We start from the raw sequence: 21,983 nt of genomic DNA, 5'->3' as shown, positions 1-21,983 counted from the left end.
TACTCCTGGGATTGATACGCCGGGCGGGACTGACCGAGACCCGGCTGCGAACTGAGGGTGCCCCGGACAGACTGCGCCCGGGCAACCTGGCCAGGTTACCCGATGCCCGCCCCGGACAGCGAATCGCCCCGGACGAGGTGGATCCGTCGCCGCGCGGCCCCGCATTTGTCAGAGGTGGTTAGTACGCTTTTCGCGTGCTGAAGACCCTGGACGCTGCCGCGGTACGCCGATGGTGCGGCGCCGGGCTGGCCGCCCTGCGGGCCCACCAGCACGAGATCGACGAGCTGAACGTCTATCCGGTGCCGGACGGTGACACCGGCACCAACCTCGTTCTCACGCTGACGTCGGCGCAGGAGGCCCTCGACGAGGAGCCCGATCCGGTCGGCGGCTCCGATGCCCGGGGCGCCGGGGACGGAGCCGGCGAGGGCGAGGGCGAGGGCGAGGGCGAGGGCGAGGGCGAGGGCGACGGCACCGCGAGCGGCGGGCGCGGCGCAAGCGCTGGGGTCCCGGGGGACGGCGGCGAGCCGTCGCCGAGCCAGCTGGGGCTGGTGATGCGGCGGATGGCTCGTGGGGCGTTGCTCGGGGCGCGGGGAAACTCCGGGGTGATCGTTTCCCAGATTCTGCGGGGCATGGCCGACACGTTCGCCACCGCGGTGGCGGTGCGCGGCGGGGAGTTGGCCAAGGCGTTGCGCCGGGCGAGCGAGGCCGCGTATGCCGCGGTGGCCCGGCCGGTCGAGGGGACCGTGCTGTCGGTGGCGGCGGCCGCCGCGGAGGGCGCGGGGCGGATCAAGTCGGACGACGTGGTGGTGGTGGCCCGGGAGGCTGCCCGGTCGGCCGCGGAGGCGCTGGCCCGTACCCCGCAGCAGTTGCCGATTCTCGCCCGCGCCGGAGTGGTCGACGCCGGCGGCCGGGGCCTGGTGGTGCTGCTCGACGCCCTGGTCGAGGCACTGAGCGACGCCCCGGAGGGCCACGACGCCCCGGAGGGCCACGGCACCCCGGAGGGCCACGGCGCCCCGGAGGAGCGCGACGCCCCGAAAGAGCAGGAGCAGCCGCCCGGCGACTGCGGACCTTCGGGGGCGTATGGATATGAGGTGCAGTATCTGCTCGACGCCGAGCCGCCCGCGGTCGAGACCCTGCGGGGCGTGCTCGACCGGATGGGGGACTCCCTGGTCGTCGTCGGCACCGGTGAGGGGCATCCGCCCACGTGGAACGTGCACGTGCACGTCGGGATGGCGGACGTCGGGGGCGCTCTCGAGGCGGGGGTCGTCGCCGGGCGGCCGTACCGGATCTCGGTGAGCCGGCTCGAGGACCGGGTCCATGAGCATGCACCGCACCTGGTCGAGGGCCTCGGGCAGCCGGATGCCGAGCCGGCGGGGGAGTCCTGGGAGGGCGGCGGCCGGGGCGCCGTTGTCGTCGCCGCCGGGGACGGCCTGACCTCGTTGTTCGCGCGGGAGGGCGCGGTGGTGGTCGGGCGCAACCCGTCGATCGCCGAGATGCTCGCGGCCGTCGAGCAGACCGGGGCGCGGCGGGTGGTGCTGTTGCCCAACGATGCGAACACCCACGCGGTCGCCATGTCCGCCGCGCGGGAGGCCGCCGCCGGGGGTGTGCGGGTGAGCGTGGTGCCGACCCGGTCGCCGGTGCAGGCGCTGGCCGCGCTCGCCGTGCGGGATTCCCAGCGCCGGTTCGACGACGATGTGATCGCGATGGCCGAGGCCGCCGGCGCCTGCCGCTACGGCGAGGTGACCACGGCGGCGCGCGAGGCGCTCACGGTCGCCGGGCGCTGCCATCCGGGCGACCTCCTCGGCCTGGTCGACGGCGAGGTCCACGTCATCGGCCCGGCCCCGAGCCCGCGGGAGAGCGAGGACGCCCTCGCCGACGTCTGCCGGCGCCTGCTCGACCGGCTCCTCGGCGGCGGCGGTGAGCTCGTCACCCTCGTGCTCGGCAACGACGCGCCGCCGGGCCTGGAAGACCTCCTCCGCGCCCACGCCGCACAGACCTGGCCGTTCGTCGAGGTGCAGTGCTACGCCGGCGGCCAGCCCCGGTATCACCTCCTGGTAGGAGTCGAATGAGCGACACGACCACCGCGACGACGACCGCGACCCCGCTGAGCAAGGTGCTCGGGGAGCGGGCCGCCAAGGCGCTGGCCACGCACCTGGAGCTGCACACCGCCGGGGATCTGATCTACCACTTCCCGCGCCGCTACGACGAGCGCGGGGAGCACACCGATCTGCGGCAGCTCCAGGTCGGCGAGCAGGTCACCCTGCTCGCCCAGGTCAAGAGCGCCACGGTACGCCCGATGCGCCAGCGCCGCGGCACCATGCTGGAGATCACCGTCGGGGACGGTTCGGGGGCGACGCTGACCTGCACCTTCTTCAACCAGGCGTGGCGGGAGCGGGAGCTGCGTACCGGGCGGTGGGGGCTGTTCGCCGGGAAGGTCACCGATTTCCGGGGCAAGCGGCAGCTCAACGGGCCCGCGTACCAGCTGCTGCGGGCCGATGCGACGCAGGACGAGGCCGCCGAGGAGATCGAGGAGTTCGCCGGGGCGCTGATCCCCGTGTATCCGGCCGCGGCCGCCGTGCCGACCTGGACGATCGCCCGGTACGTGCGGACCCTGCTGGAGACCTTCGAGCCGCCCGCCGATCCGCTGCCGGGGACGGTGCGCGCGAACCGCAACCTGGTCGGGATCGGGACCGCCCTGCGGGAGATCCACCGGCCGAGCTCCAAGGAGGAGCTGTACAAGGCGAAGTACCGGTTGAAGTGGGACGAGGCTTTCGCCGTACAGCTGACGCTCGTGCAGCGGAAGGCCCGCGCGGCCGCCGCCCCCGGACGGTCCCGGCCACGACGCGACGACGGGATCCTGGCCGCGTTCGACGCGGCCCTGCCCTACGAGCTGACCGAGGGGCAGGCGCGGGTCGGCGAGGAGATCGCCGCGGACCTGGCGCGGGCGCACCCCATGCACCGGTTGCTCCAGGGCGAGGTCGGTTCCGGCAAGACCCTCGTCGCCGTACGCGCGATGCTCCAGGTCGTCGACGCCGGCGGGCAGGCCGCGCTGCTCGCCCCCACCGAGGTGCTCGCCACCCAGCATCATCGCAGCATCAGCGCGCAGCTCGGCGCGCTCGGGCGGGCCGGCGAGCTGGACGGTGATCCGGCCGGCACCCGGCTGACCCTGGTCACCGGGTCGCTCGGCGCGGCCGCCCGGCGGGCCGCGCTGGCGACGGTCGCGGACGGCAGCGCCGGCATCGTCGTGGGCACCCACGCGCTGCTGTACGAGGGGGTCGACTTCCACGATCTGGGGCTGGTGGTCGTCGACGAGCAGCACCGGTTCGGCGTCGAGCAGCGGGACGCGTTGCGCGCCAAGGCCGCCCGGCCGCCGCACGTGCTGGTCATGACGGCCACGCCGATCCCGCGGACGGTCGCGATGACCGTGTACGGCGACCTGGAGACGTCCACGCTCTCCCAGCTGCCGCGGGGCCGGTCGCCGATCGCCTCGCACGTGGTGCCGCCCGAGCGGCCGGCGTTCCTGGAGCGGGCCTGGCAGCGGGTGCGTGAGGAGGTCAAGGCCGGGCATCAGGCGTACGTGGTGTGCCCGCGGATCGGGGACGCGGCCGGTGCGGAGGACGACGGGGAGCCGCCCAGCGACAACGAACCCGCTCGCCGGCCACCGCTGGCCGTCACCGAGGTCACGCCGCTCCTGGAGGAGGGGCCGCTGCGCGGGCTGCGGATCGGGACGCTGCACGGGCGGCTGCCGGCCGACGAGAAGGACGCGGTCATGCGCCGGTTCGCCGCCGGGGAGCTCGACGTGCTGGTGGCGACCACGGTCATCGAGGTCGGCGTGGACGTGCCCAACTCCACCGTCATGATCATCATGGACGCGGACCGGTTCGGCGTCTCCCAGCTGCACCAGCTCCGGGGCCGGGTGGGCCGGGGCTCGGCGCCGGGCATCTGCCTGCTGGTGACCGAGGCGGCGGAGGGCACCCCGGCCCGGGAACGCCTCGACGCCGTCGCGTCCACCACGGACGGCTTCAAGCTGGCCGAGCTCGACCTGGAGCAGCGCCGCGAGGGCGACGTGCTGGGCGCGTCGCAGTCGGGCCGGCACAGCCACCTGCGGCTGCTCTCCCTGCTGCGGGACAGCAAGCTGATCACCGATGCGCGCGCCGAGGCGGCCGAGCTGGTCGGGGACGATCCGACCCTTGCCCGGCACCCGGCGCTCGCGGCCTCGGTCGCCGCCCTGGTGGACGAGGAACGCGCCGAGTACCTGGAGAAGGGATGATCCTGCACTTCTGCCCCCGCGCCGAGTGGGACGCGGCCCGGTCGTCGGGCACCTATCGCGCCGCCTCCCTGGAGACGCAGGGCTTCATCCACTGTTCCACCCCGGAGCAGGTGCACGTGCCGGCGACGCTGCTGGCCCGGGGGCGTACGGATCTCGTGCTGCTGGTGCTGGACGAGGCGCTGCTGCCCGTATCCGTGGTGTGGGAGGACGGTGACCCGCCCGATCCGGGCGGGATGCAGTTTCCGCACCTGTACGCCCCGATCCCGGTGGCGGCCGTGACGGCGGTGCATCCGTGGCCGCCGGAACCCGACGGGACGTTCCGGCCGCCGACGCTGTGACGCGCGAAGGGGGCGAGCCGTCCGGCTCGCCCCCTTCGTCCTAGGTGCTGGGTTACGGGGTGAAGGTCACCCGGCGGCGCCGCGCCACGAAGTAGAGCACGCCACCCGCGACGAGCAGAAGCAGCGCACCACCCGCGATGGCCCCGGCCGCGACGCCGGTGACCGGAAGGCCGCCCTCGTCGCCGTTGTCACCGCCGCCGCCGTTGTCACCGCCGCCGTTGTCGCCACCGCCGTTGTCACCGTCGCCGTTGTCACCGCCGCCGTTGTTGCCGCAGTCGGCCTTCTCGACGGTGGTGACGATCGGGGAGAGGCCGTCGATCGTGACCGTCGCCTCGGTGGCGTCGCGGGCCGGGAAGGTGGCCTTCGCCGACGTGCCGGGCGCGACCGTGATCTGCTTCGCGTCGCCGGCGTACGTCACCGTGGCCCGGGCGGGCGTGACGCCCTCGGGGTTGGTGACGATGACGGTGACCGTGTAGCAGTCGCTCTCGACGACGACGGTCGGCAGCGGGCAGTCCTCGGGCCGCTGCCAGTCGTACGTGACGTCGGCCATCCCGTCCGCGCTGACCGTGATGGTGCCGGCGCCGGCGGGCACCTCGACCGTCTCGCCCTTGCCGGGAGCCACGGTCACGGTCTTGGTGAACTCGCCCGCCTTGACGGTGAAGTCGACGGCGTACTTGCTGATCTTGCCGGTGTTGCTGAGGTTCAGCGTGACGCTGCCGTCGCAGTGGGACACCGGTTCGACCGCCGGGGTCTGGCAGCCCTTGCCGCCGCCGTTGTACCAGCCCTGCGGGCCCGCGGAGCGACCACCGGAGCCGTTCTTGCTGCCCAGCTTCTTGTCGCCGTACCGGGGGCCGTTCTCGGTGATCTCCGGGATGATGTCGTCCTCGCCGCCGAAGAACAGGTCCACCTGGGCGTTGCAACCCGGCAGCCCCGCGGAGAGCGTCACCGAGCGGTTGTCGTTGCTGATGGTCGCGCTCTGGTGCTCGAAGACGTACTGCGGCACCGAGAACTCCGGCTTGGGCGCGTAGTACGTGACCAGGGTGACCGGCTCGTCGCCGCAGAGCTTGAGGCCCTCGTCGACGGTGACGGTCGCCGTCGCCTTGTCCGCGCCGACGGCGAACTGGTGGTGGAACCTCAGGTCGGCGGCCTCGACACAGGGCGTCTCGGCGGGCTTGCACTCGCCGAGCGTCACGGTCGCGGTGTTGTCGGTGTCCTTGTCCCGCTCCCAGATGCCGATGAACGACACCGAGGCGGACGCGGTGCCGCCGGGCAGGGTCTGCGGGAAGACCTGCTTGCCGATGGTGCCGCTGGGCGAGCGGCGCGGGATCAGGAAGCCGTTGGTCAGCCCCGGTACGGGAGCCGGGTCGGTCCGCAGCCGGTCGACCCGGGCGAACGTGTCACCGGTGTTGGTGAGCGTCCACGTGATGAGCCACTCGCCCTTGTCGGGGTTGCAGGTTGCCGAGCCGGTGACGTTGGTCTCCGCTCCGGCAGCCGCCGGAGCGAGAGCGGGGGCGCGCAGTGCCGGTGCGGAGGCGGGCCGTGCGGCTGCGAGGGCCGGGGCTGCCGCCGAGGCGGCGCCGGCCGGGGCAACGAGGGTCACGCCGGCGAGTGCCAGTGCGGCGACCGCGGCGATGCGGTGGAGCAGGGGTCTCAACGGGGCCGCCTTCGCGGGAGGGGAGTGGGCAGGGATCGGGAGCGGGCAGTGCAAGGGCGCGCCGACCGGAAGATCGGCGCGCCCCGGAACAACTTCGTGGTGGTGCGGTTACGCGGTGAAGGTGATCTTGCGACGGCGGGCGATCACGAAGAGCACGCCGCCGGCGATCAGGAGCAGGGCCGCGCCGCCCGCGATGCCGCCGGCGACCGGGCCGGTGACGGGCAGGCTGGGCTCGTCCTTGTCGCCGCCGCCGGTGCCGCCTCCGCCACCGTTCTCGCAGTCGAGCTTCTCGAGGGTGGCCTTGATCGGCTCGACGTCCAGGCCCGGGAACTCGACCGTCGCGTACGTCGCCTTGCCGGCCTTGAAGGTGACCTTTTCGGACTTGCCGGCCGCCACGGTCACGGTCTCGGTCTTGTCGCCGTACGTGATCTTCGCGGTCGCCGGGGTGACGCCCTCGGGGTTCTCGACGGTGATCGCCACGGTGTCGCAGTCGTTCTCGACGATGACGGTGGGCAGCGCGCAGTCCTCGGGAGCGGCCCAGTCGTACGTGACGTTCTCCATGCCCTCGGCGCTGACCGTGATGGTGCCGGCGCCGGCCGGGACGGTGACCGTCTCGCCCTTGCCGGGAGCCACGGTGACGGTCTTGCTGAACTCGCCGGCCTTGACGGTGAAGTCGATGGCGTACTTGCTGATCTTGCCGTTGTTGCTGAGGTTCAGCGTCACCGTGCCGTCGCACTGGGACAGCGGCTCGACGGCCGGGGTCTGGCAGCCCTTGGTGCCGCCGTTGTACCAGCCCTGCGGGCCCTTCGAGCGGCCGCCGAGGCCGTTCTTGCTGCCCAGCTTCTTGTCGCCGTAGCGGGAACCGTTCTCGGTGATCTCCGAGATGATGTCGTCCTCGCCGCCGAAGAACAGGTCGACCTGGGTGTTGCAGTCCGGCACGTCGACGTTCAGCGTGACCGAGCGGTGCTCGTTGTCGATGGTGCCGCTGTCGTGGTCGTACTCGTACTGCGGCACCGCGAACTGCGGCTTGGGCGCGAAGTAGGAGACCAGCGTGACGGGCTCGCCCTCGCACAGCTTGACGCCGTCGTTGAGGGTCACCGTGGCGGTGGAACCGTTGCCGGTCACGCCGAAGGTGTGGTGGAACCCGGCCTGACCGGCCTCGACGCACGGGGTCTCGGCGGGCGCGCAGGGCTTGCTGAGGTCGACCCGGGCCGAGTTCTTCCCGTCCGTGAAGCCGTCCGTGGACCAGAGGGACGCGAAGGAGATGGTGGCTTCCTTGGCGTCGCCGCCGGTGACCTTCTGCGTGAGGACGAGCTCCCCGTTACGGCCGCCCGTCTTGCCCGGAATGACGAAGTTGCCCTCGCCCGCCTTCTCGACGTCGGTGGGGGTCGTCTTGAGGTCGGTGACGGTCGCGTCGGCGGGCCAGTCGTTGGTGAGGGTCCAGGTGACGATCCGCGTGCCGGTCGCGGTGTCGCAGATGGCCTCGCCGCGGACGGTGGAGTCGTGGGCGGCGGCGGGCGACGTGACGACCGCGGCTCCGCCCAGGCCGATGAGGGCGCCGGCGAGGACTGTCGCGGCGCGACGGAGAGGGGAGTTCAACTTCACTCGTACTCCAGGGGGCGTGGAAAAACGGGGGGCACGACCCGGGGAGACGGCGGCGCCCGCCGGTGAAGGGGCGGGTGCCGGGACGACGCCTCCCCAACGTCGTCGAGCCGATAGCGTTTCGTCGGCGCGCCTGACCTTAGCGATTGAGCAGAATCTGGGAAGACGCTCAGGACGGCTTAAGGACCTTGTTGCAGATCCGAGACGATCGTTGAACCGAAAGCGTCGTCATCAATGCGGTGAGTATCGATCGATCCCGCGAAGTATTACCCAAACGAGCGAAGGGCGCGCCGACCGTGATAGCCGGCGCGCCCCTCGATCAGCGCGGAACGCCTGGTCAGGCGGTGAACTTGACCTTGCGGCGGCGGGCCACGAAGAACAGCGCGACGCCCGCGGCGAGCAGGACGCCCGCACCGGCGGCGATGCTGCCGGCGGCGGCGCCCGTCAGCGGCAGGGACGGCTCGTCGCCGCCGCCACCACCGGCGGAGTCACAGTTGGCCGGCTCCTTGTAGGTGATGGTCGCGGCCTCGTCCTCGTAGCCCTTGGGGGTCGCGGTAACCTTCAGGCCCTTGGACGCGGGGAACTCCACAGTGGTGGTCTTGCCGCGCTTGCCGACGACGGTCTTGGCCTCGCCCTTGGTCGGCTTGAAGGTGACGGTGACGTCCTCGTTCCAGTCGGCCGGAACGGTGATGCCCACGGTCAGGCTGTCGCAGTCCTGGTCGTAGACGAACTCCGGCTCCTTGGTCGGGGCCGGCGGCTCGCTGCTCGGGGTGCTGGGCTCCTCGACCGGGGTGCTCGGCTCCTCGACGGGGGTGCTGGGCTCCTCGACCGGAGTGCTCGGCTCCTCCGTGGGGGTGCTGGGCTTCTCGGTCGGCGTCGTCGGAGGCGTCTCCGGCTTGCACTTCTCGGTCGGCTTCTGCACCGGGCGCTCGGCCCCGCGGGTCGCCGTGATCAGCTGGCTGCGCTGCCACTCGGCGGTGACCGAGAGGCTGGCCGACTCGGCCGAGGCCGGGAGGCTCTGCACGCCCTCGAGGGTGCCGTTGCCGGACGTGGGCAGCGACGCCTCGACGGTGATGCCGGTGATGGTGCTGTCGGCCGGGGTCAGCACGACGTTGGTGATCTTGCCGACCAGGTCGCGCTCGCTGTTGGCAACCTTCCAGGTCACCTGCCAGCTGCCGTCCTCGTTCACGCAGGAGGCCGAGCCGGAGACGATCGGGTGGTGGGCGCTGGCGGGCGCGGCGAAGGCCACGACTCCGGCCAGGCCGATGAGCGCGCCGGCGGCGACAGCCGTCGTGCGGCGCAGCGGGGACTTAAGCAGGTTCACGCCTACTCCTGTAATGAGGACCGGGTGTACGGCACAGGAAGGCGGAAGGCGGCCCAGCGCGTGGATGTCGCATCCGCGGAGGGCCCGCGACGACGCCTCCCCGCATCGTCGAGCCGACAGCGTTTCGTCGGCGGCTGCCCGACCATAGCGACTGAGACGAATATGAAGAACACCGTAGGCCGGGCTAACGGGGTTGATACTCATTCGTGATCTTCGCTGTACGCAACGCGTTGATCTCGATGCGTTGCGTTCCCCACCGGGTGTCCGCGGAGGGGAAAAGTTCACTCCGCAGTGGCCGGTGCTTTGTGGTGGCGTAGCGTCACAGCGTGCTACCCGAAGACCCGCGAGGGGCCGTATGACCAGGATCATCGCCGGCGCCCACGGTGGCCGCCGGCTGGCTGCCCCGCCCGGCGCGCTGACCAGGCCGACCGCCGATCGCGTACGGGAGGCGTACTTCAGCGCCCTCGGCACGATGACCGATCTGGACGGGGCCCGCTTCGCCGACCTGTACGCGGGCTCCGGCGCGGTGGGCCTCGAGGCGCTGTCCCGCGGGGCCGCGTACGCGCTGCTCGTCGAGGCCGACGCGAAGGCGGCCCGGGCGATCCGCGACAACATCGTCACGCTGCGCGTCGGCAACTCGGCGCGGCTGGTCACCGGCAAGGTCGCCCAGCTGCTCGCCGGCCCGCCCGAGGGTGGCCCGTACGACGTGGTGTTCGCCGACCCGCCCTACGCGGTGAGCGACGACGAGATCGCCGAGGTCCAGCAGGCGCTCGTGGACAACGGATGGCTCGCCGCCGACGCGGTGGTGACCTTCGAGCGCTCATCCCGTACGGCGGTCCGCGGCGAGCCGTTGAGCTGGGTGGACGGCATCACCGCGGAGCGCAGCCGGCGCTACGGCGAGACCACCCTTTGGTACGGTCGCCGATCATGAGACGAGCGGTCTGTCCCGGTTCCTTCGATCCGGTCACCAACGGTCACCTCGACATCGTCGGGCGGGCCGGCCGGCTCTTCGACGAGGTCATCGTCGGTGTGCTGATCAACCACTCGAAGACCGGCCTGTTCACCATCGACGAGCGGATCGACATGCTCCGGCAGGCGACGGCCGGCTACGGCAACGTCCGGGTCGAGTCGTTCCACGGCCTGCTGGTCGACTTCTGCCGGGCGCAGGGCGCCGCCGTGGTGATCAAGGGCCTGCGGGCGGTCAGCGACTTCGACTACGAATTGCAGATGGCGCAGATGAACATCGGGCTCTCCGGCGTGGAGACACTGTTCATGCCGACGAACCCGCTGTATTCCTTCCTCTCTTCCAGTCTGGTCAAGGACGTGGTCAAGTGGGGCGGGGACGCGTCGTCGTACGTGCCGGACTTCGTCGGGGAACGACTCGTGACGAGGCTGCGGCAAAACTGACGGCGTGGCCTTCGCGGGCTCGTCGCCGGGTTCGGCAGTAACGTGATCGCACCACTCAGCGTGAGTGCGAGCTGACAGGAGTGAGGCGCCGGTGGATCCGCTCGACCGCATCGACGAGATCATCTCCATGGTGGAGCAGGCACGGTCGGTCCCGATGTCGCGGACCAACTTCATGTTCGACCGGGCCGAGATGGTGGCGCTCCTCGACGAGCTGCGTTCCGAACTGCCGGGCGACCTGCGCCGGGCCGTCGCCCTCCTGGAGGAGCGCGACAAGATCATCGATGCCGGCAAGCGGGAGGCCGACCGGATCATCAGCGAGGGCGAGACGGAACACGCCCGCCTGGTGTCGGTGAACGAGATCACCGTCTCGGCCGAGCACGAGGGCGCCCGGATCATCGCCGAGGCCCGCGCCGAGGCCCAGCGCCTGCGCGAGGAGGTCGACGACTACGTCGACACCGCGCTGGCGAACTTCGAGCAGTTCCTCACCCGGGCCCTGTCGTCGATAGAGCGTGGCCGCGACAAGATGCACGCGCTGCGCGAGATCGGCACCTTCCAGGGCGAGGACGCCGAGCGCCCACTGCCCTTCTGACCCGGCCGGGCCGGGACCTGCCCGCACCCGCGGCGGGTTCGCCCGCCCGGTGCGGGACCCGCCCCCGGCCCGGGGGCGATTCGACGCTACGGCCGCTGCTCAGGTAACCTTTCCTGTCGGCCTTCCCAAGGCTGAGGAATCACGATGCCCAAGTCTCCGCAGAGCCACCTCGATCCCAGGCAGCCGCTGGTCGTCGACACGACGAAGCTCCCGCGCCAGCCTGGGGCGACGCGTGCCCTCAAGCGGGTCGTCCCGGCACCGGCGGACCTCGGTCTTGAGCTGATCTCGGTGCCCGAGGGCTCCGACCTCGAGCTCGATCTGAGCATGACGTCGGTCTCCGAGGGCGTGTACGTCAGCGGCAACGTGCGCGGCTCACTCTCGGGTGAGTGCGGGCGCTGCCTCAACGAGATCTCGGAGCCGTTCGACGTTCCCATCGCGGAGCTGTACGCGTACGCGGACAGCACCACGGAGGAGACGACGGACGAGGACGAGGTGGGCCGGATGCAGGGCGACCTGCTGGACCTGGAACCGGCGGTCCGTGACGCGGTGGTGCTCACGTTGCCGACCAACCCGGTCTGCCGGCCCGACTGCCCAGGGTTGTGCCCCGAGTGCGGGGTGCACTTCGACGACCTCCCGGCCGATCACAGCCACGAGGAGATCGACGCGCGCTGGGCCGCCCTGCGCAACCTGTCAAACGCGGAGTCGCCTACGGTGGCTTCGCCGCAAGACCCGCAAAATCGGATCGAGGAGTAGGTACCGTGGCCGTCCCGAAGCGCAAGATGTCGCGCAGCAACACCCGGTCCCGCCGGGCGAACTGGAAGGCGACCGCGGTCTCGACCGTCGCGTGCCCCCAGTGCAAGTCGCCGAAGCTGCCGCACACCGCCTGCTCGGTCTGCGGCACCTACAACGGCCGTCAGGTCCTCGAGGTCTGAGCCTCGAGGAGTGACACGCCCGATCATCGGGCGGGTCGAGCCTGAGCAGCGGCGAACGTCCGGTGCCCCGAACCCGACGCAGTCCGGCCGCGAGGCCGGGGCTGCGCGGGAGCCGGGCACCGCGCGGATCGCCGTCGACCTCCTCGGCGGGGACCAAGCTCCCGCCGTCGTGGTTGACGGCGCTCTGCGCGCCTGCCAGGCCGATCCGACCCTTCAGCTGCTGCTCGTCGGCCCGGTGGAAGCGGCCGACGCGGTTCTGGCCGCCCTGGGCCCGGGCGACCGTACGCGGGTCCGGGCCGTCGCCGCCCCCACCGGCCCGTACGTCGACGAACGCGACGTGAGCAGCGTCGAGTCCGGTGTCCGTACGGCCGTGCTGGCCGTCGCGCAGGGGCTCGCCGACGCCGTCCTGTCCGCCGGCAACACCGGCGCCACGGTCACCTCCGCCGCGCTCGGCCTCGGCCGCTGGCCCGGCGTACGCCGTCCCGCCCTCACCGCCGTGCTGCCCAGCGCCGCCGGCCGGCTCGTCCTGCTCGACGTGGGTTCGTCCGTCGACCCCGACGAAGCCACCCTCGCCATGCATGCCCGCCTCGGGGCCGCGTACGCCTCGACCGTGCACGGGATCGCGGCCCCGCGCGTTGGCCTGCTCACCATCGGCACCGAGCGTGGGAAGGGCGACCGCCTGCGCCGCGCCGCCCCCGCCGTCCTCGCGGGCCTCGAGCTGCCGGGCGCCGGCCGCTACGTCGGCCTCGTCGAGGGCAACGACGTGGTGACCGGCGGCGCCGCCGACGTGATCGTGACCGACGGCTTCACCGGCAACGTCCTGCTCAAGGGCCTCGAAACGGCCTACGCCCTCCTCGGCACCCCCACCCCGGAACCCGCCCGGCAAGACGCCCGGCCAGATGGCCGGCGGGACGCCGGGCATGGGAACGGTGGCGCTGACGAGGCGCGGGCCGCCGTGCTGCTCGGGGTCGGCGGGACCGTGGTCGTCTGTCACGGCGCCGCGTCCGGTGCCGACATCGCCGCGGGCATCGGGCTCGCCGCCTCCCTGCATCGCCGGGCCGCCGTCCCGGCCATAGCCGACTTGATCACGGATCCCGATCCGCAGAGCCCAAGAGGTGGTTCATGAGCAGTAACGACAGGCGGCGGCCGCGGCCCTCGACCGAGCCGCTCGAGGAGGCCTTCGGCGTGCCGCTGGAGCCCGACCTGCTCGAGCGGGCCCTCACGCACCGCTCGTACGCGTACGAGAACGGCGGGCTGCCCACCAACGAGCGCCTGGAGTTCCTGGGCGACTCGGTGCTGGGCGTGGTCATCACCTCGGCGCTGTTCCACAACCACCCCGACCTGCCCGAGGGCCAGCTCGCCAAGCTGCGCGCCAGCGTGGTCAACATGCACGCGCTCGCCGACGTCGCCCGTACGCTCGGCCCGCAGGGTCTCGGCCCGCACCTGCTGCTCGGCAAGGGCGAGGAGACGACCGGCGGCCGGGACAAGGCGAGCATCCTGGCCGACACCCTGGAGGCGCTGCTCGGGGCGATCTACCTCGAGCACGGGCTGGACACCGCGGGCGAGGTCATCCACCGCCTGTTCGACCCGCTGATGGCCGAGTCGGCCGGCCGGGGCGCGGCGCTGGACTGGAAGACCAGCCTGCAGGAGCTGACGGCGGCGCTCGGGCTGGGCGTACCCGATTATGTGATCGACGACGCCGGGCCGGACCATGCCAAGACCTTCACCGCCTGGGTGGTCGTGGCCGGGGAGCGCTACGGCGGTTCCGACGGGCGCAGCAAGAAGCAGGCGGAGCAGCGCGCCGCCGCGGCGGCGTGGCGGACCCTGACCGAGCGCGCCGAGGCCGAGACCCCGCCGCCCGCGGTCGCCGGCGGCGGCCACGTCGAAGACGAGGAAGCCGGCAACAGCGAGAGCACCGACGACAGAAGCGCCGCCGGCCGGTGAGCGTGGCGGCTCCCGACCCGGACGTGGCAGCACCGCCCGCCGACCGGCCCGCCGAGGGCCTGTGGGAGCGGGCCGGAGGCTGGAACGGCATCGTCACGGCGGCCGGCATCCTCGCGGTGTCCCGCATCGTCCAGCTCCTCCTGCTCGTCGGCCTCGACCGGGCCACCGAGCAGCCGGCCGGCCTGCGCAGCAACCTGCTGATCTGGGACGGCGGCTGGTTCCTGCGGGCCGCCGCCGGCTATCCGCAGGGTTACACGTACGGCCAGGGCGGCGAGCTCGAAGGCAACGAGCTGGCGTTCTTCCCCCTCTACCCGCTGCTGATCCGCGGCCTGTCCCACCTCGGCCTCGACCCGGGCAGCGCCGCCCTGGCGGTGAGCTGGCTGGCGTCGCTGGGCGCGGCGGTCGCCCTGCACCTGCTCGGCACCACCCTGTACGGGCGCCGCTCCGGATACGCCCTCGTGGTGATCTGCTGCACCGCCCCGATGTCGGTGGTGCTGTCGATGGCGTACTCGGAGAGCCTGTTCATCGCGCTGGTCGCCGGCATGCTGGTGGCCGCCCACCGCCGGGTGTGGTGGGCGGCGGGCCTGCTCGGCCTGGCCTGCGCGCTGACCCGGCCGACCGGCGCCGCGGCCGCGGTGGCGCTCGCCGTCGCCGCGATCCTGGCCGTCCGGGAGGATCCGGCGAAGAAGTGGCAGCCGCTGACCGCCGCCGCCGTCGCGCTGGCCGGCGTGCCGGCGTTCCTCGGCTGGGTCGGGTGGCGGGTCGGCGAGGCGGACGCCTGGTTCAAGATCCAGGCGGCGGAGTGGGGCACGGCCTTCGACTTCGGCAGCAGCATCCTGACCTTCCTCGGCGACACCCTGACCACCGGCGACGGCTGGGTGCCGATGAGCGTGGCGCTGATCCTGGTCGCCGCCGCGGTCGCCGCGGGGGTCGCGCTGGCCGGCCGGCCGTGGCTGCCGCTGGCCGTCTACGGGGTGGTCGCGATGGTGCTCGTGTACGGCCAGGCCGGCTACTACCACTCGAAGCCGCGGCTGCTGCTGCCCGTACTGTTGACGCTCCTGCCGGCGGTCGTCGCCGCCGGCCGCGCCCGTCCCCGCGTCGCAATCCTGGCGATCGCCGCCTGGGCCGCCTTCGGCCTCTGGTACGGCGCGTACATGGTCGCGGTGTGGCCCTACACCATCTGAGGAACGCCCGATGCCTGAGCTGCCCGAGGTCGAGACCGTCCGCCAGGGCCTGGCCAAGTGGGTGGCCGGCCGGCGCATCGACGCGGTGGAGGTGCGCCACCCCCGCGCCATCCGCCGGCACCTGCCCGGCGACGGGCACTTCGCGGCCGTGCTCGCCGGGCGTACGGTCACCGGCGTCTCCCGCCGCGGCAAATACCTGTGGCTGCCGCTCGACTCCGGGGACGCGATCATCGCCCACCTCGGCATGAGCGGGCAGCTGCTGATGCAGCCCGCGGACGCGCCGGACGAGGTGCACCTGAGGGTCCGGATCGGGTTCGACGACGACGGGCCGGAGCTGCGCTTCGTCGACCAGCGCACGTTCGGCGGCCTGTCCGTCAGCGAGAGCGGGGCGGAGCTGCCGGCCGAGATCGCGCACATCGCCCGCGACCCGATGGATCCGGCCTTCGACGACGAGGGCTTCGTCGCGGCGCTGCGGCGCAAGCACACCGAGGTCAAGCGCGCGCTGCTGGACCAGACGCTGATCTCCGGGGTGGGCAACATCTACGCCGACGAGGCCCTGTGGCGGGTGCGGCTGCACGGCACCCGGGCGACGGACGCCCTGACCAGGCCGGTGGTCCGCCGGCTTCTGGCGGACGTACGCGACGTGCTGGGCGAGGCGATCGTGGCGGGCGGCACGAGCTTCGACGCCCTCTACGTCAACGTCAACGGGGAGAGCGGGTACTTCGACCGGGCGCTGAACGCGTACGGGCGGGAGGGCGAGCCGTGCCACCGCTGCGGCACGCCCATCCGCCGGGAGCAGTTCATGAACCGCTCGTCGTTCAGCTGTCCGCGCTGTCAGCCGCGCCCCCGGAAGCCACTGCGCTGACGTACGGGCCGGCGTCGGTGGCCAGCCCGAACCCGGCGCCGCGGCGGCCCATCAGGCGCCGGGCGGCGGTGAGCAGCGTGGACGGGACGCCGTGCACCAGGTGGCCGTCGCCGGGGCGTACCCCGTCGCCGTCCCAGCCCTGGTACGCCGACCACGGCCCGTCGAACGTGCAGATCCGCACGCCCAGGTCCCGGTAGAGCGGATGGGTGGGCACGCCCGGGTTGAGCACCACCCGGTGGAGCCCGCGCCGGGCGGCCAGCCGTACGGTCAGCGCCACCGGCCCGACGCCGCCCGACCCGGCCGGCGCCCGGTCCAGGAACAGGCCCTCGACCCCGTCCGCCCGCCACTCGTCCACGTCGGCGAGCACGTCGGCCAGCGAACGCCCGCCCCAGTCGAGATCGATCCGGCCGAGCCGCTGGTGTGCCGAGCGGCGCGGGCCCGGCCGTTCCTGCACGATCCAGGTGTCGGCGTCGACGGGGAGCTCCGGCGACGGGTGCGCGTACGGGGGGAACAGGGTCTTCACGACATCCTCCGGGGGTCTGCGGCGGTGCGGGCGACGAGGAGCAGGCCGGCCAGGTGGGTCGCCGCCAGGATGACGACGACGGTGGGCAGCGGGTCCGGCGGCAGCGCCGGCACGAGCGGCACGGCGAGGGCGGCGGCCGGCGGCGCGGCGGCGAGCAGGGTGGCCACCCCGGTACGCCCGCGCCAGCCGAGCAGCAGGGTGATCGCGAGGACGCCGCTGAGCAGGATCCCGCCGGCGAACTCGAGCACCCCGGCCGTGCCGACGGGGAGCCGGTACGCGGCCACGGCCACGGCGATCCCGGCGGCGAGGGGCGGCACCAGGGCGGCGACGGTCACCACGGTCACGCCGCCGAGGTGCGTACGGAATTCCTCGTCGCTCTCGGCCGCGTCGAGCCCCGCGTCGACCTGCCGCCGGTGCCAGCCGATCAGCGCCTCCAGCACCGGACCGGCGGCCAGCAGCGGCAGCACGGCGGGGGAGGTGGCGGTCGGCGGCCCGGCGCGCCACAGCAGCGCCACGCAGGTCGCCTGGGCGGCACCGAGCAGCAGCCGCACGGCGCCGTGACGCAGGTCCCCGGGGCGCAGCCGGCCCACCGGCGAGGCGCCGAACGCGGGCCGGAACGCGCGGGCGGCGGCGATGCCCACGACGATCGGCAGCAGCAGGGTCACCGGCACCCGCTGCGCGAGCGTGTCGCCGACCGTGCCGGCGATGCTCACCGCCGCGAGCAGCCAGCACGGCAGGCTCCATCGGACCACTGCGGCTTCCGTGCGGGTGACCAGCGCGGCTGTGACCGTACCGAGGGAAAGAAGGCCGCAGAGACCCACCGCGACGGCCGGCAGCCGCCCGGGTCCGACCAGGCCGGCGGGGGCGACCCCGACGACCGCGACCCAGACGGCGGCCGCGGCGGCGAAGGCGAGCGCGACCAGCCGGGCGGCCGGGCCGCGGCCGGACCGGCGGGCGACGAGGGCGCCGACGCCGGCGACGGCGTGGGCGACGCTCCAGCCGAGCAGCAGCGTGCCGATGGGCACCGGCCAGGCGACCCTGCTCAGCGGCCGGGCCGCCGCGACGGCGACGCTCAGCGGGCCCAGGTAGAGCGCGCATCGCAGCAGCGTGGAGCCCAGGGCGGGGGCGCGCAGGGTGCCGCCCCGGAGGGCGAGATCGACGGTCATCGTTCCTCCCCGGCTCCGGCGAGCCAGCGCAGGGTGGCCGGTCGCGCCTCGCGCGGCGCGGGAACGGCCAGGGTCAGTTCGTAGGACGGCGCGGGCGGCGGCCCGGCGAGGTCCGTGTAGAGCGCGCCGTAGACCCGCACGACCCGGTCGGCGGTGAAGCACGCGAGGGCGCGGCGGCGGGCGGCGTCGCCCAGGGCGCGGCGCCGGGCCGGCGCGGTGAGCAGGCCGGCGCAGGCCTCGGCGAGCGCGGCCGGGTCCTGCGCCGGGACCACCACGCCGGCGTCGCCGAGCGTCTCCGCGACCGGTCCGACGTCGACCCCGACGACCGCCCGGCCGGACATCATGGCCTCGATCAACCGGTACGGCGGGTCCGACGGCCCGGGTACGTGCACGACGACGTGGCCGGCGGCGTACCGGTCCCGGGGGTCGGCGGGCAGCGGGTGCAGGCGGATCGCGCGGCCCAGCCCGGTACGTTCGACCTGCTCGGCGCAGTGGTCCTCGTGGGCGGCGGTCACCCCGACCAGGTGCAGGACGGCGCCGGGGACCGCCACCGCCAGCCGGGTGAAGGCCTCGAGCAGCAGGCGCAGGCCGCTCTCCGGGCCGCCGGTGCCCGCCCACACGATCGCCGGCGGGGTGCGGGCCTCGGGCGCGCACGGGAAGTCCCGCGGGTCGACCCCGGCCGGCACCGGGACCAGCCGTCGCGGTTCCGCGCCGTGCCGCAGCGCCCAGGCGTGGTGGTACTCGCTGAGCGGGGCGATCAGGCCGGCTTCGGCGTACCCGGTGCGTGCCACGGCCCGGCGGAACCGGCGCAGCACGGTCTGCACGGCGGGCGACAGCCGTTCCTCGTTGGCGCGCAGCTTGGCGACGGGCGCCCGGGCCTCGGTCAGCAGCAGCGCGGTGCCGGTCCGCCACCGCCCGGCCAGCGCCGCCAGCAGCGGGGTCGTGCCACCGACGCAATGCACAAGATCAACTTCCGGCAACGGTACGGCCAGAGCCCGCGCCGCGTGCCGCAGCAGGGTGGCCGCCGTCCGCGCGTCACGCAGGCTCAGCCGCGGCAGCCGCTCGCCGGCGCCGGACGATCGCCCCGAACGCCACGCCTCCAGCAGCACCTCCGCCAGCGGTACGGCATTCAGCGGCGAACCCGCCCCGGCGGGTGTCTGGTCCGGCCGCGTCGCGGACCACCCGCCGGCCCGGGCGGCCCCGGTTGTCCCTATTGCTCCGGCTGCCCCGGCTGCTCCGGCTGCTCCGGCTGCCCCGGCTGCCCCTGGGGTCAGGGTTCCGCTGTCGGCCAGGGCGGCCAGGGTCATGAGCCCTCGGGCGAACACGTCGTCCTGCTCGGTGACCAGGCCCGCGCACACGAGCGAGGCGGCGGCGGTGGCGTGCTCGTCGCGCCCCTCCCGCCGCGGCGTCTCCCGGGACAGCGCGACCGTACGCGCGGACGCCACGTGCCCCGGCAGCGCGTACGCCGGTCCGCCGGGCGGTTCGCGGTCGGTGACGGTGACGAGGTCGAAGCGGAACCGGGGGAGGCCGTCGACGAGCGTCCGGCACCAGCCGCCGAGTGCGTCCCGGCGGAACGGATAGCCGCCCCCGGTGAGCAGACAGATGCGCATGCGGTCAGCACCGCGGGCGCGTCGGGGGCGATATCACGTTGGCTGCAACGATGCAGCGGCGAAAAGTAACGGGAGCCTGTCACCTAGGCGACAGTTCTTCGCACTATTTGTCTGTTTTATCGCATGGATTGGTCACGAACGCCCGAAAAGTTGCCCCCACACGATCGTGCCGTCGACCCCCTTCACGGCGCCCGCACCGATCGCCTTGAAGTCACAGTTGAGGATGTTGGCGCGGTGCCCCTCGCTGTTCATCCACGACGTCATGACGTCCTCCGCGTCGCGCTGCCCACGGGCCACGTTCTCGCCGCCCGGGGCGTCGTAGCCCTGCTCCCTCGCCCGCTGCGCGAAGTCCCTGCCGTCGTCGCTCACGTGGCTGATGTAGAGGTCGCCGTGCGTGCCGAGCTCCTGGACGTGCAGGCGGATGGCCGTACGCAACCTGGTGTCGAGCTTGACCGGCCCGCACCCGGACCTGCCGCGCTCGACATTGACCAGCCGGACGACCTCGGTCTCCTGGCCCGCCAGCCCGGCCGGGACCTGCCGCACCGGCTCCTTCGCGGTCTTCTCGGCCGCCGTCTTCCGGGGTGCGGGCGTCGCCTTCTTCGGCGCTTTCTCCGGTGCCTTCGCGGGTGCCTTCACCGGGCCCTTCGAGGGGGTGGCCGCCGGGCCTTTCGCCGGCGCTCCCGGCGGCGTCGTCGCCGGGGTGGTGCCCGTCCCGGCGCCGGGTGCCCCGCCACCGGCACCCGGCGCCAGGGCGGCGACGACGGCCTCGGGTCGCTCCGCGGCGGTACCCGGGCCGGTGAGACTCGACGGCAGCAGGGCCGCGCCCGCGCCGAAGGCGGCCAGCAACCCGGCCACCGGCACCGCGAGGAGGGCCGGCGACGGCATCGACTGCCGTCCGCGGTGCCGCCTGGTGGCGCCCGCCCGCTGGTCCCGATCGCTTCGCTCGCCCGACCCCTGCACGTCCTGCCTCCGCGGTCCCCTGGATCGAGAGGTTTCGACCCGGGTGACGGTAAGCAGCGGGCCGGATACCCGGCAAACCAGCTAAGCAAGACATAAGACTCCCTTCAGGTGCGGGCGTTTGAGACCGGCTTTTCCCGGTACGCAGCCGGAATGTTCCGCGCGGATTACCTGGACCTGCTGCGCGACTGCGACCGGTACCTCGAACGCCAACAGGTGCTGCTCGACCGCCTCGCCGCGGAGGAGAGCGCCGCCGCCGTCCTCCCCGCCATGGATTCCGCGTACGACCAACTCCTGCACGCGGTGACCCTCGGCTGGCGCAGCGTCGAGACCCAGGCCGGCCGAGGTCACCCGGACGAAGAAACCGCTTGATCAAACCGGGGCGGCGTGCCAGGGTGGCGTGATTCACTGGTCGACGAGGGTCGGCGCGATGCCCATCGGCTTGACGGAGCGTGGACATCGGCGCACCATAGAAGTGTCGCCAGTCGCGCCCATCTGTGCTCAGTCGAGTCCTGAGCGCAGGTAAATCTGCACCTCAGCAACTTCCCGGGTGCAGATCTCTGTGCCCACGCGTGTCCGAGGGTGCAGGTGTGCGGTACCACTGGGCGCGCGTTTGGCCGGCCTTTCCGGCAGCGCTTACAAAGAGACTGCACTGCGGTGTCTCACAAGGAGAAGTCATGGCGAAGGCCCTCTATGGCCACGTAGGTGCGGCGCCCGACCGGCGCCTGCTCGACGAGGTCACCCGGCTGCGTTCCAGGGTGCAAGCTCTGGAGTTCGAGGTCACCCGCCTCCGGGCGGAGAACGATCGTCTCGCGGCGGCCGCCGCGGAGGCAGACGATCTGATGCGGCTCACCGAACCCGCTCTGACCTGAGCCCCACGGGAGCGCCGCGACCGGGGCGCTCACATCCCCTCGCACCACGCGACGCACACAGAAAAGCGCGCCTCCACACCCGTGGCGGCGCGCGTTTTTTTTGCCCGGCCCGACTCGCTTCCTGCCCCCGTGCTGCGATGCCCCGATGCCCCGGTGCTGCGGTGTCCCGATGCCCCGATGCCCCGATGCCCCGATGCCCCGATGCCCCGATGCCCCGGTGTCCCGGTGCTGCGGTGTCCCCCGGTGTCCCGGTGTCCCGGTGTCCCGGTGTCCCGGTCAACCGGTGTCCCGGTGAACCGACGATCCAGACTCCGCCCGGTCCGGCTTTCGACCCAGCCGGCGATCCGCTTGGCCGGCCACGCCGGTCACGTCCGCCACGTCAACCGAGCTGGCCGGGCTCGCTGAGCTGGCCGGGCTCGCTGAGCTGGCCGGGCTCGCTGAGTTCGCCCGCCTAGTTGGGCGAGTCCCCGTTCGCTTGTCCTCGCACTGCACGCTGCATGCTGCAACCGGCTGTCGCTGGCCGCGGCCGGCGACAGCCTTCACCGCGGGCGGACACGGCGGGCTTGCCGTGCCGCCCGCGTGACAGTCTCTCCGGCGCGGCGGCGCTGCGGTTTTGCGTCGCCTGTGTGCCAACTTCGTATCGGTCGCGTCGCGTAGGGCGTCTGTCCTGTCGCGCAGTGCGTGCGTGGCCGGACCTCTTGCGGTGCGCGAACCGGATGAAAGGGCAGCAACAGTTCGAGATGGGC

General features: G+C 73.1%; 21 protein-coding genes. 14 read left to right on the top strand and 7 right to left on the bottom strand.

The annotated features are described in order from the left end of the window. Positions 1 to 194: 194 nt before the first annotated feature. From CLV70_RS07780 to CLV70_RS07770, 3 genes are read left to right on the top strand one after another with little or no spacing between them, the layout of a single operon-like run. Positions 195 to 2,069, top strand: coding sequence for a DAK2 domain-containing protein (locus CLV70_RS07780; RefSeq protein WP_106125721.1), 1,875 nt, complete (start codon positions 195 to 197; stop codon positions 2,067 to 2,069). Then, a complete protein-coding gene (recG, locus tag CLV70_RS07775) occupies positions 2,066 to 4,270 on the top strand; it encodes an ATP-dependent DNA helicase RecG (RefSeq protein ID WP_106125720.1) in 2,205 nt (734 codons plus the stop codon). The genes CLV70_RS07780 and recG overlap by 4 nt, the downstream gene beginning before the upstream one ends. After that, on the top strand, positions 4,267 to 4,608 hold the full coding sequence (locus CLV70_RS07770) for a DUF952 domain-containing protein (RefSeq protein ID WP_106125719.1): 342 nt from the start codon (positions 4,267 to 4,269) through the stop codon (positions 4,606 to 4,608). The genes recG and CLV70_RS07770 overlap by 4 nt, the downstream gene beginning before the upstream one ends. A gap of 52 nt (positions 4,609 to 4,660) precedes the next feature. Here the strand turns inward: CLV70_RS07770 and CLV70_RS07765 are convergent, their stop codons facing one another. From CLV70_RS07765 to CLV70_RS07755, 3 genes are all read right to left on the bottom strand, one after another. Further along, a complete protein-coding gene (locus tag CLV70_RS07765) occupies positions 4,661 to 6,262 on the bottom strand; it encodes a cell wall anchor protein (protein ID WP_106125718.1) in 1,602 nt (533 codons plus the stop codon). 108 nt (positions 6,263 to 6,370) lie between these two features. Next, a complete protein-coding gene (locus tag CLV70_RS07760; protein WP_106125717.1) occupies positions 6,371 to 7,867 on the bottom strand; it encodes a cell wall anchor protein in 1,497 nt (498 codons plus the stop codon). A gap of 334 nt (positions 7,868 to 8,201) precedes the next feature. Then, positions 8,202 to 9,188, bottom strand: a complete 987-nt coding sequence (locus CLV70_RS07755) for an LPXTG cell wall anchor domain-containing protein (RefSeq protein WP_106125716.1) — start codon at positions 9,186 to 9,188, stop codon at positions 8,202 to 8,204. Positions 9,189 to 9,543: 355 nt separating this feature from the next. Between CLV70_RS07755 and rsmD the strand changes: the two genes are divergently transcribed. From rsmD to mutM, 9 genes are all read left to right on the top strand, one after another. Next, entirely contained in the window at positions 9,544 to 10,119 is a 576-nt protein-coding gene (gene rsmD, locus CLV70_RS07750; protein ID WP_106125715.1) for a 16S rRNA (guanine(966)-N(2))-methyltransferase RsmD, read from the top strand. Further along, entirely contained in the window at positions 10,116 to 10,595 is a 480-nt protein-coding gene (gene coaD, locus CLV70_RS07745) for a pantetheine-phosphate adenylyltransferase (RefSeq protein ID WP_106125714.1), read from the top strand. The genes rsmD and coaD overlap by 4 nt, the downstream gene beginning before the upstream one ends. Before the next feature lie 91 nt (positions 10,596 to 10,686). Further along, complete coding sequence (locus CLV70_RS07740; protein WP_106125713.1) at positions 10,687 to 11,184, top strand: ATP synthase subunit B family protein; 498 nt, start codon at positions 10,687 to 10,689, stop codon at positions 11,182 to 11,184. Between the two features lie 144 nt (positions 11,185 to 11,328). Next, a complete protein-coding gene (locus CLV70_RS07735; protein WP_106125712.1) occupies positions 11,329 to 11,937 on the top strand; it encodes a YceD family protein in 609 nt (202 codons plus the stop codon). Between the two features lie 5 nt (positions 11,938 to 11,942). Continuing rightward, positions 11,943 to 12,116, top strand: coding sequence for a 50S ribosomal protein L32 (gene rpmF / locus CLV70_RS07730; protein ID WP_014694262.1), 174 nt, complete (start codon positions 11,943 to 11,945; stop codon positions 12,114 to 12,116). A gap of 127 nt (positions 12,117 to 12,243) precedes the next feature. After that, complete coding sequence (locus CLV70_RS07725; protein WP_245908131.1) at positions 12,244 to 13,242, top strand: phosphate acyltransferase PlsX; 999 nt, start codon at positions 12,244 to 12,246, stop codon at positions 13,240 to 13,242. Next, positions 13,239 to 14,060, top strand: coding sequence for a ribonuclease III (rnc, locus tag CLV70_RS07720; RefSeq protein ID WP_245908095.1), 822 nt, complete (start codon positions 13,239 to 13,241; stop codon positions 14,058 to 14,060). Before CLV70_RS07725 ends, rnc begins: the two co-directional genes overlap by 4 nt. Beyond that, positions 14,057 to 15,244 (top strand): mannosyltransferase family protein, encoded by a 1,188-nt coding sequence (locus tag CLV70_RS07715; RefSeq protein ID WP_245908094.1) that lies wholly within the window; start codon positions 14,057 to 14,059, stop codon positions 15,242 to 15,244. The genes rnc and CLV70_RS07715 overlap by 4 nt, the downstream gene beginning before the upstream one ends. Before the next feature lie 10 nt (positions 15,245 to 15,254). Further along, positions 15,255 to 16,109 carry a bifunctional DNA-formamidopyrimidine glycosylase/DNA-(apurinic or apyrimidinic site) lyase gene (mutM, locus tag CLV70_RS07710; protein WP_106125710.1) on the top strand — a complete coding sequence of 285 codons (855 nt, stop codon included), beginning with the start codon at positions 15,255 to 15,257 and terminating at the stop codon, positions 16,107 to 16,109. Here the strand turns inward: mutM and CLV70_RS07705 are convergent. The 4 genes from CLV70_RS07705 to CLV70_RS07690 form a co-directional block, all read right to left on the bottom strand. After that, positions 16,063 to 16,632, bottom strand: a complete 570-nt coding sequence (locus CLV70_RS07705; RefSeq protein WP_106125709.1) for a Spherulin-4 — start codon at positions 16,630 to 16,632, stop codon at positions 16,063 to 16,065. The genes mutM and CLV70_RS07705 overlap by 47 nt on opposite strands. Continuing rightward, positions 16,629 to 17,798: a hypothetical protein gene (locus CLV70_RS39620; RefSeq protein WP_106125708.1), complete on the bottom strand. Its 1,170-nt coding sequence runs from the start codon at positions 17,796 to 17,798 to the stop codon at positions 16,629 to 16,631. The genes CLV70_RS07705 and CLV70_RS39620 overlap by 4 nt, the downstream gene beginning before the upstream one ends. Next, positions 17,795 to 19,408, bottom strand: coding sequence for a DUF3492 domain-containing protein (locus CLV70_RS07695; protein WP_106125707.1), 1,614 nt, complete (start codon positions 19,406 to 19,408; stop codon positions 17,795 to 17,797). The genes CLV70_RS39620 and CLV70_RS07695 overlap by 4 nt, the downstream gene beginning before the upstream one ends. A gap of 132 nt (positions 19,409 to 19,540) precedes the next feature. Continuing rightward, complete coding sequence (locus CLV70_RS07690) at positions 19,541 to 20,293, bottom strand: CAP domain-containing protein (protein ID WP_106125706.1); 753 nt, start codon at positions 20,291 to 20,293, stop codon at positions 19,541 to 19,543. A gap of 225 nt (positions 20,294 to 20,518) precedes the next feature. On the opposite strand from CLV70_RS07690, the gene CLV70_RS07685 reads away from it, so the two are divergent. Then, positions 20,519 to 20,737, top strand: coding sequence for a hypothetical protein (locus CLV70_RS07685; RefSeq protein ID WP_106125705.1), 219 nt, complete (start codon positions 20,519 to 20,521; stop codon positions 20,735 to 20,737). 305 nt (positions 20,738 to 21,042) lie between these two features. Continuing rightward, complete coding sequence (locus tag CLV70_RS07680) at positions 21,043 to 21,237, top strand: hypothetical protein (protein ID WP_106125704.1); 195 nt, start codon at positions 21,043 to 21,045, stop codon at positions 21,235 to 21,237. The last annotated feature ends 746 nt before the right edge of the window (positions 21,238 to 21,983 follow it).

It is taken from the genome of Pseudosporangium ferrugineum (genome assembly GCF_003002065.1).
GTDB lineage: Bacteria > Actinomycetota > Actinomycetes > Mycobacteriales > Micromonosporaceae > Actinoplanes > Actinoplanes ferrugineus_A.
This window is presented reverse-complemented; position numbering and strand designations above follow the sequence as displayed.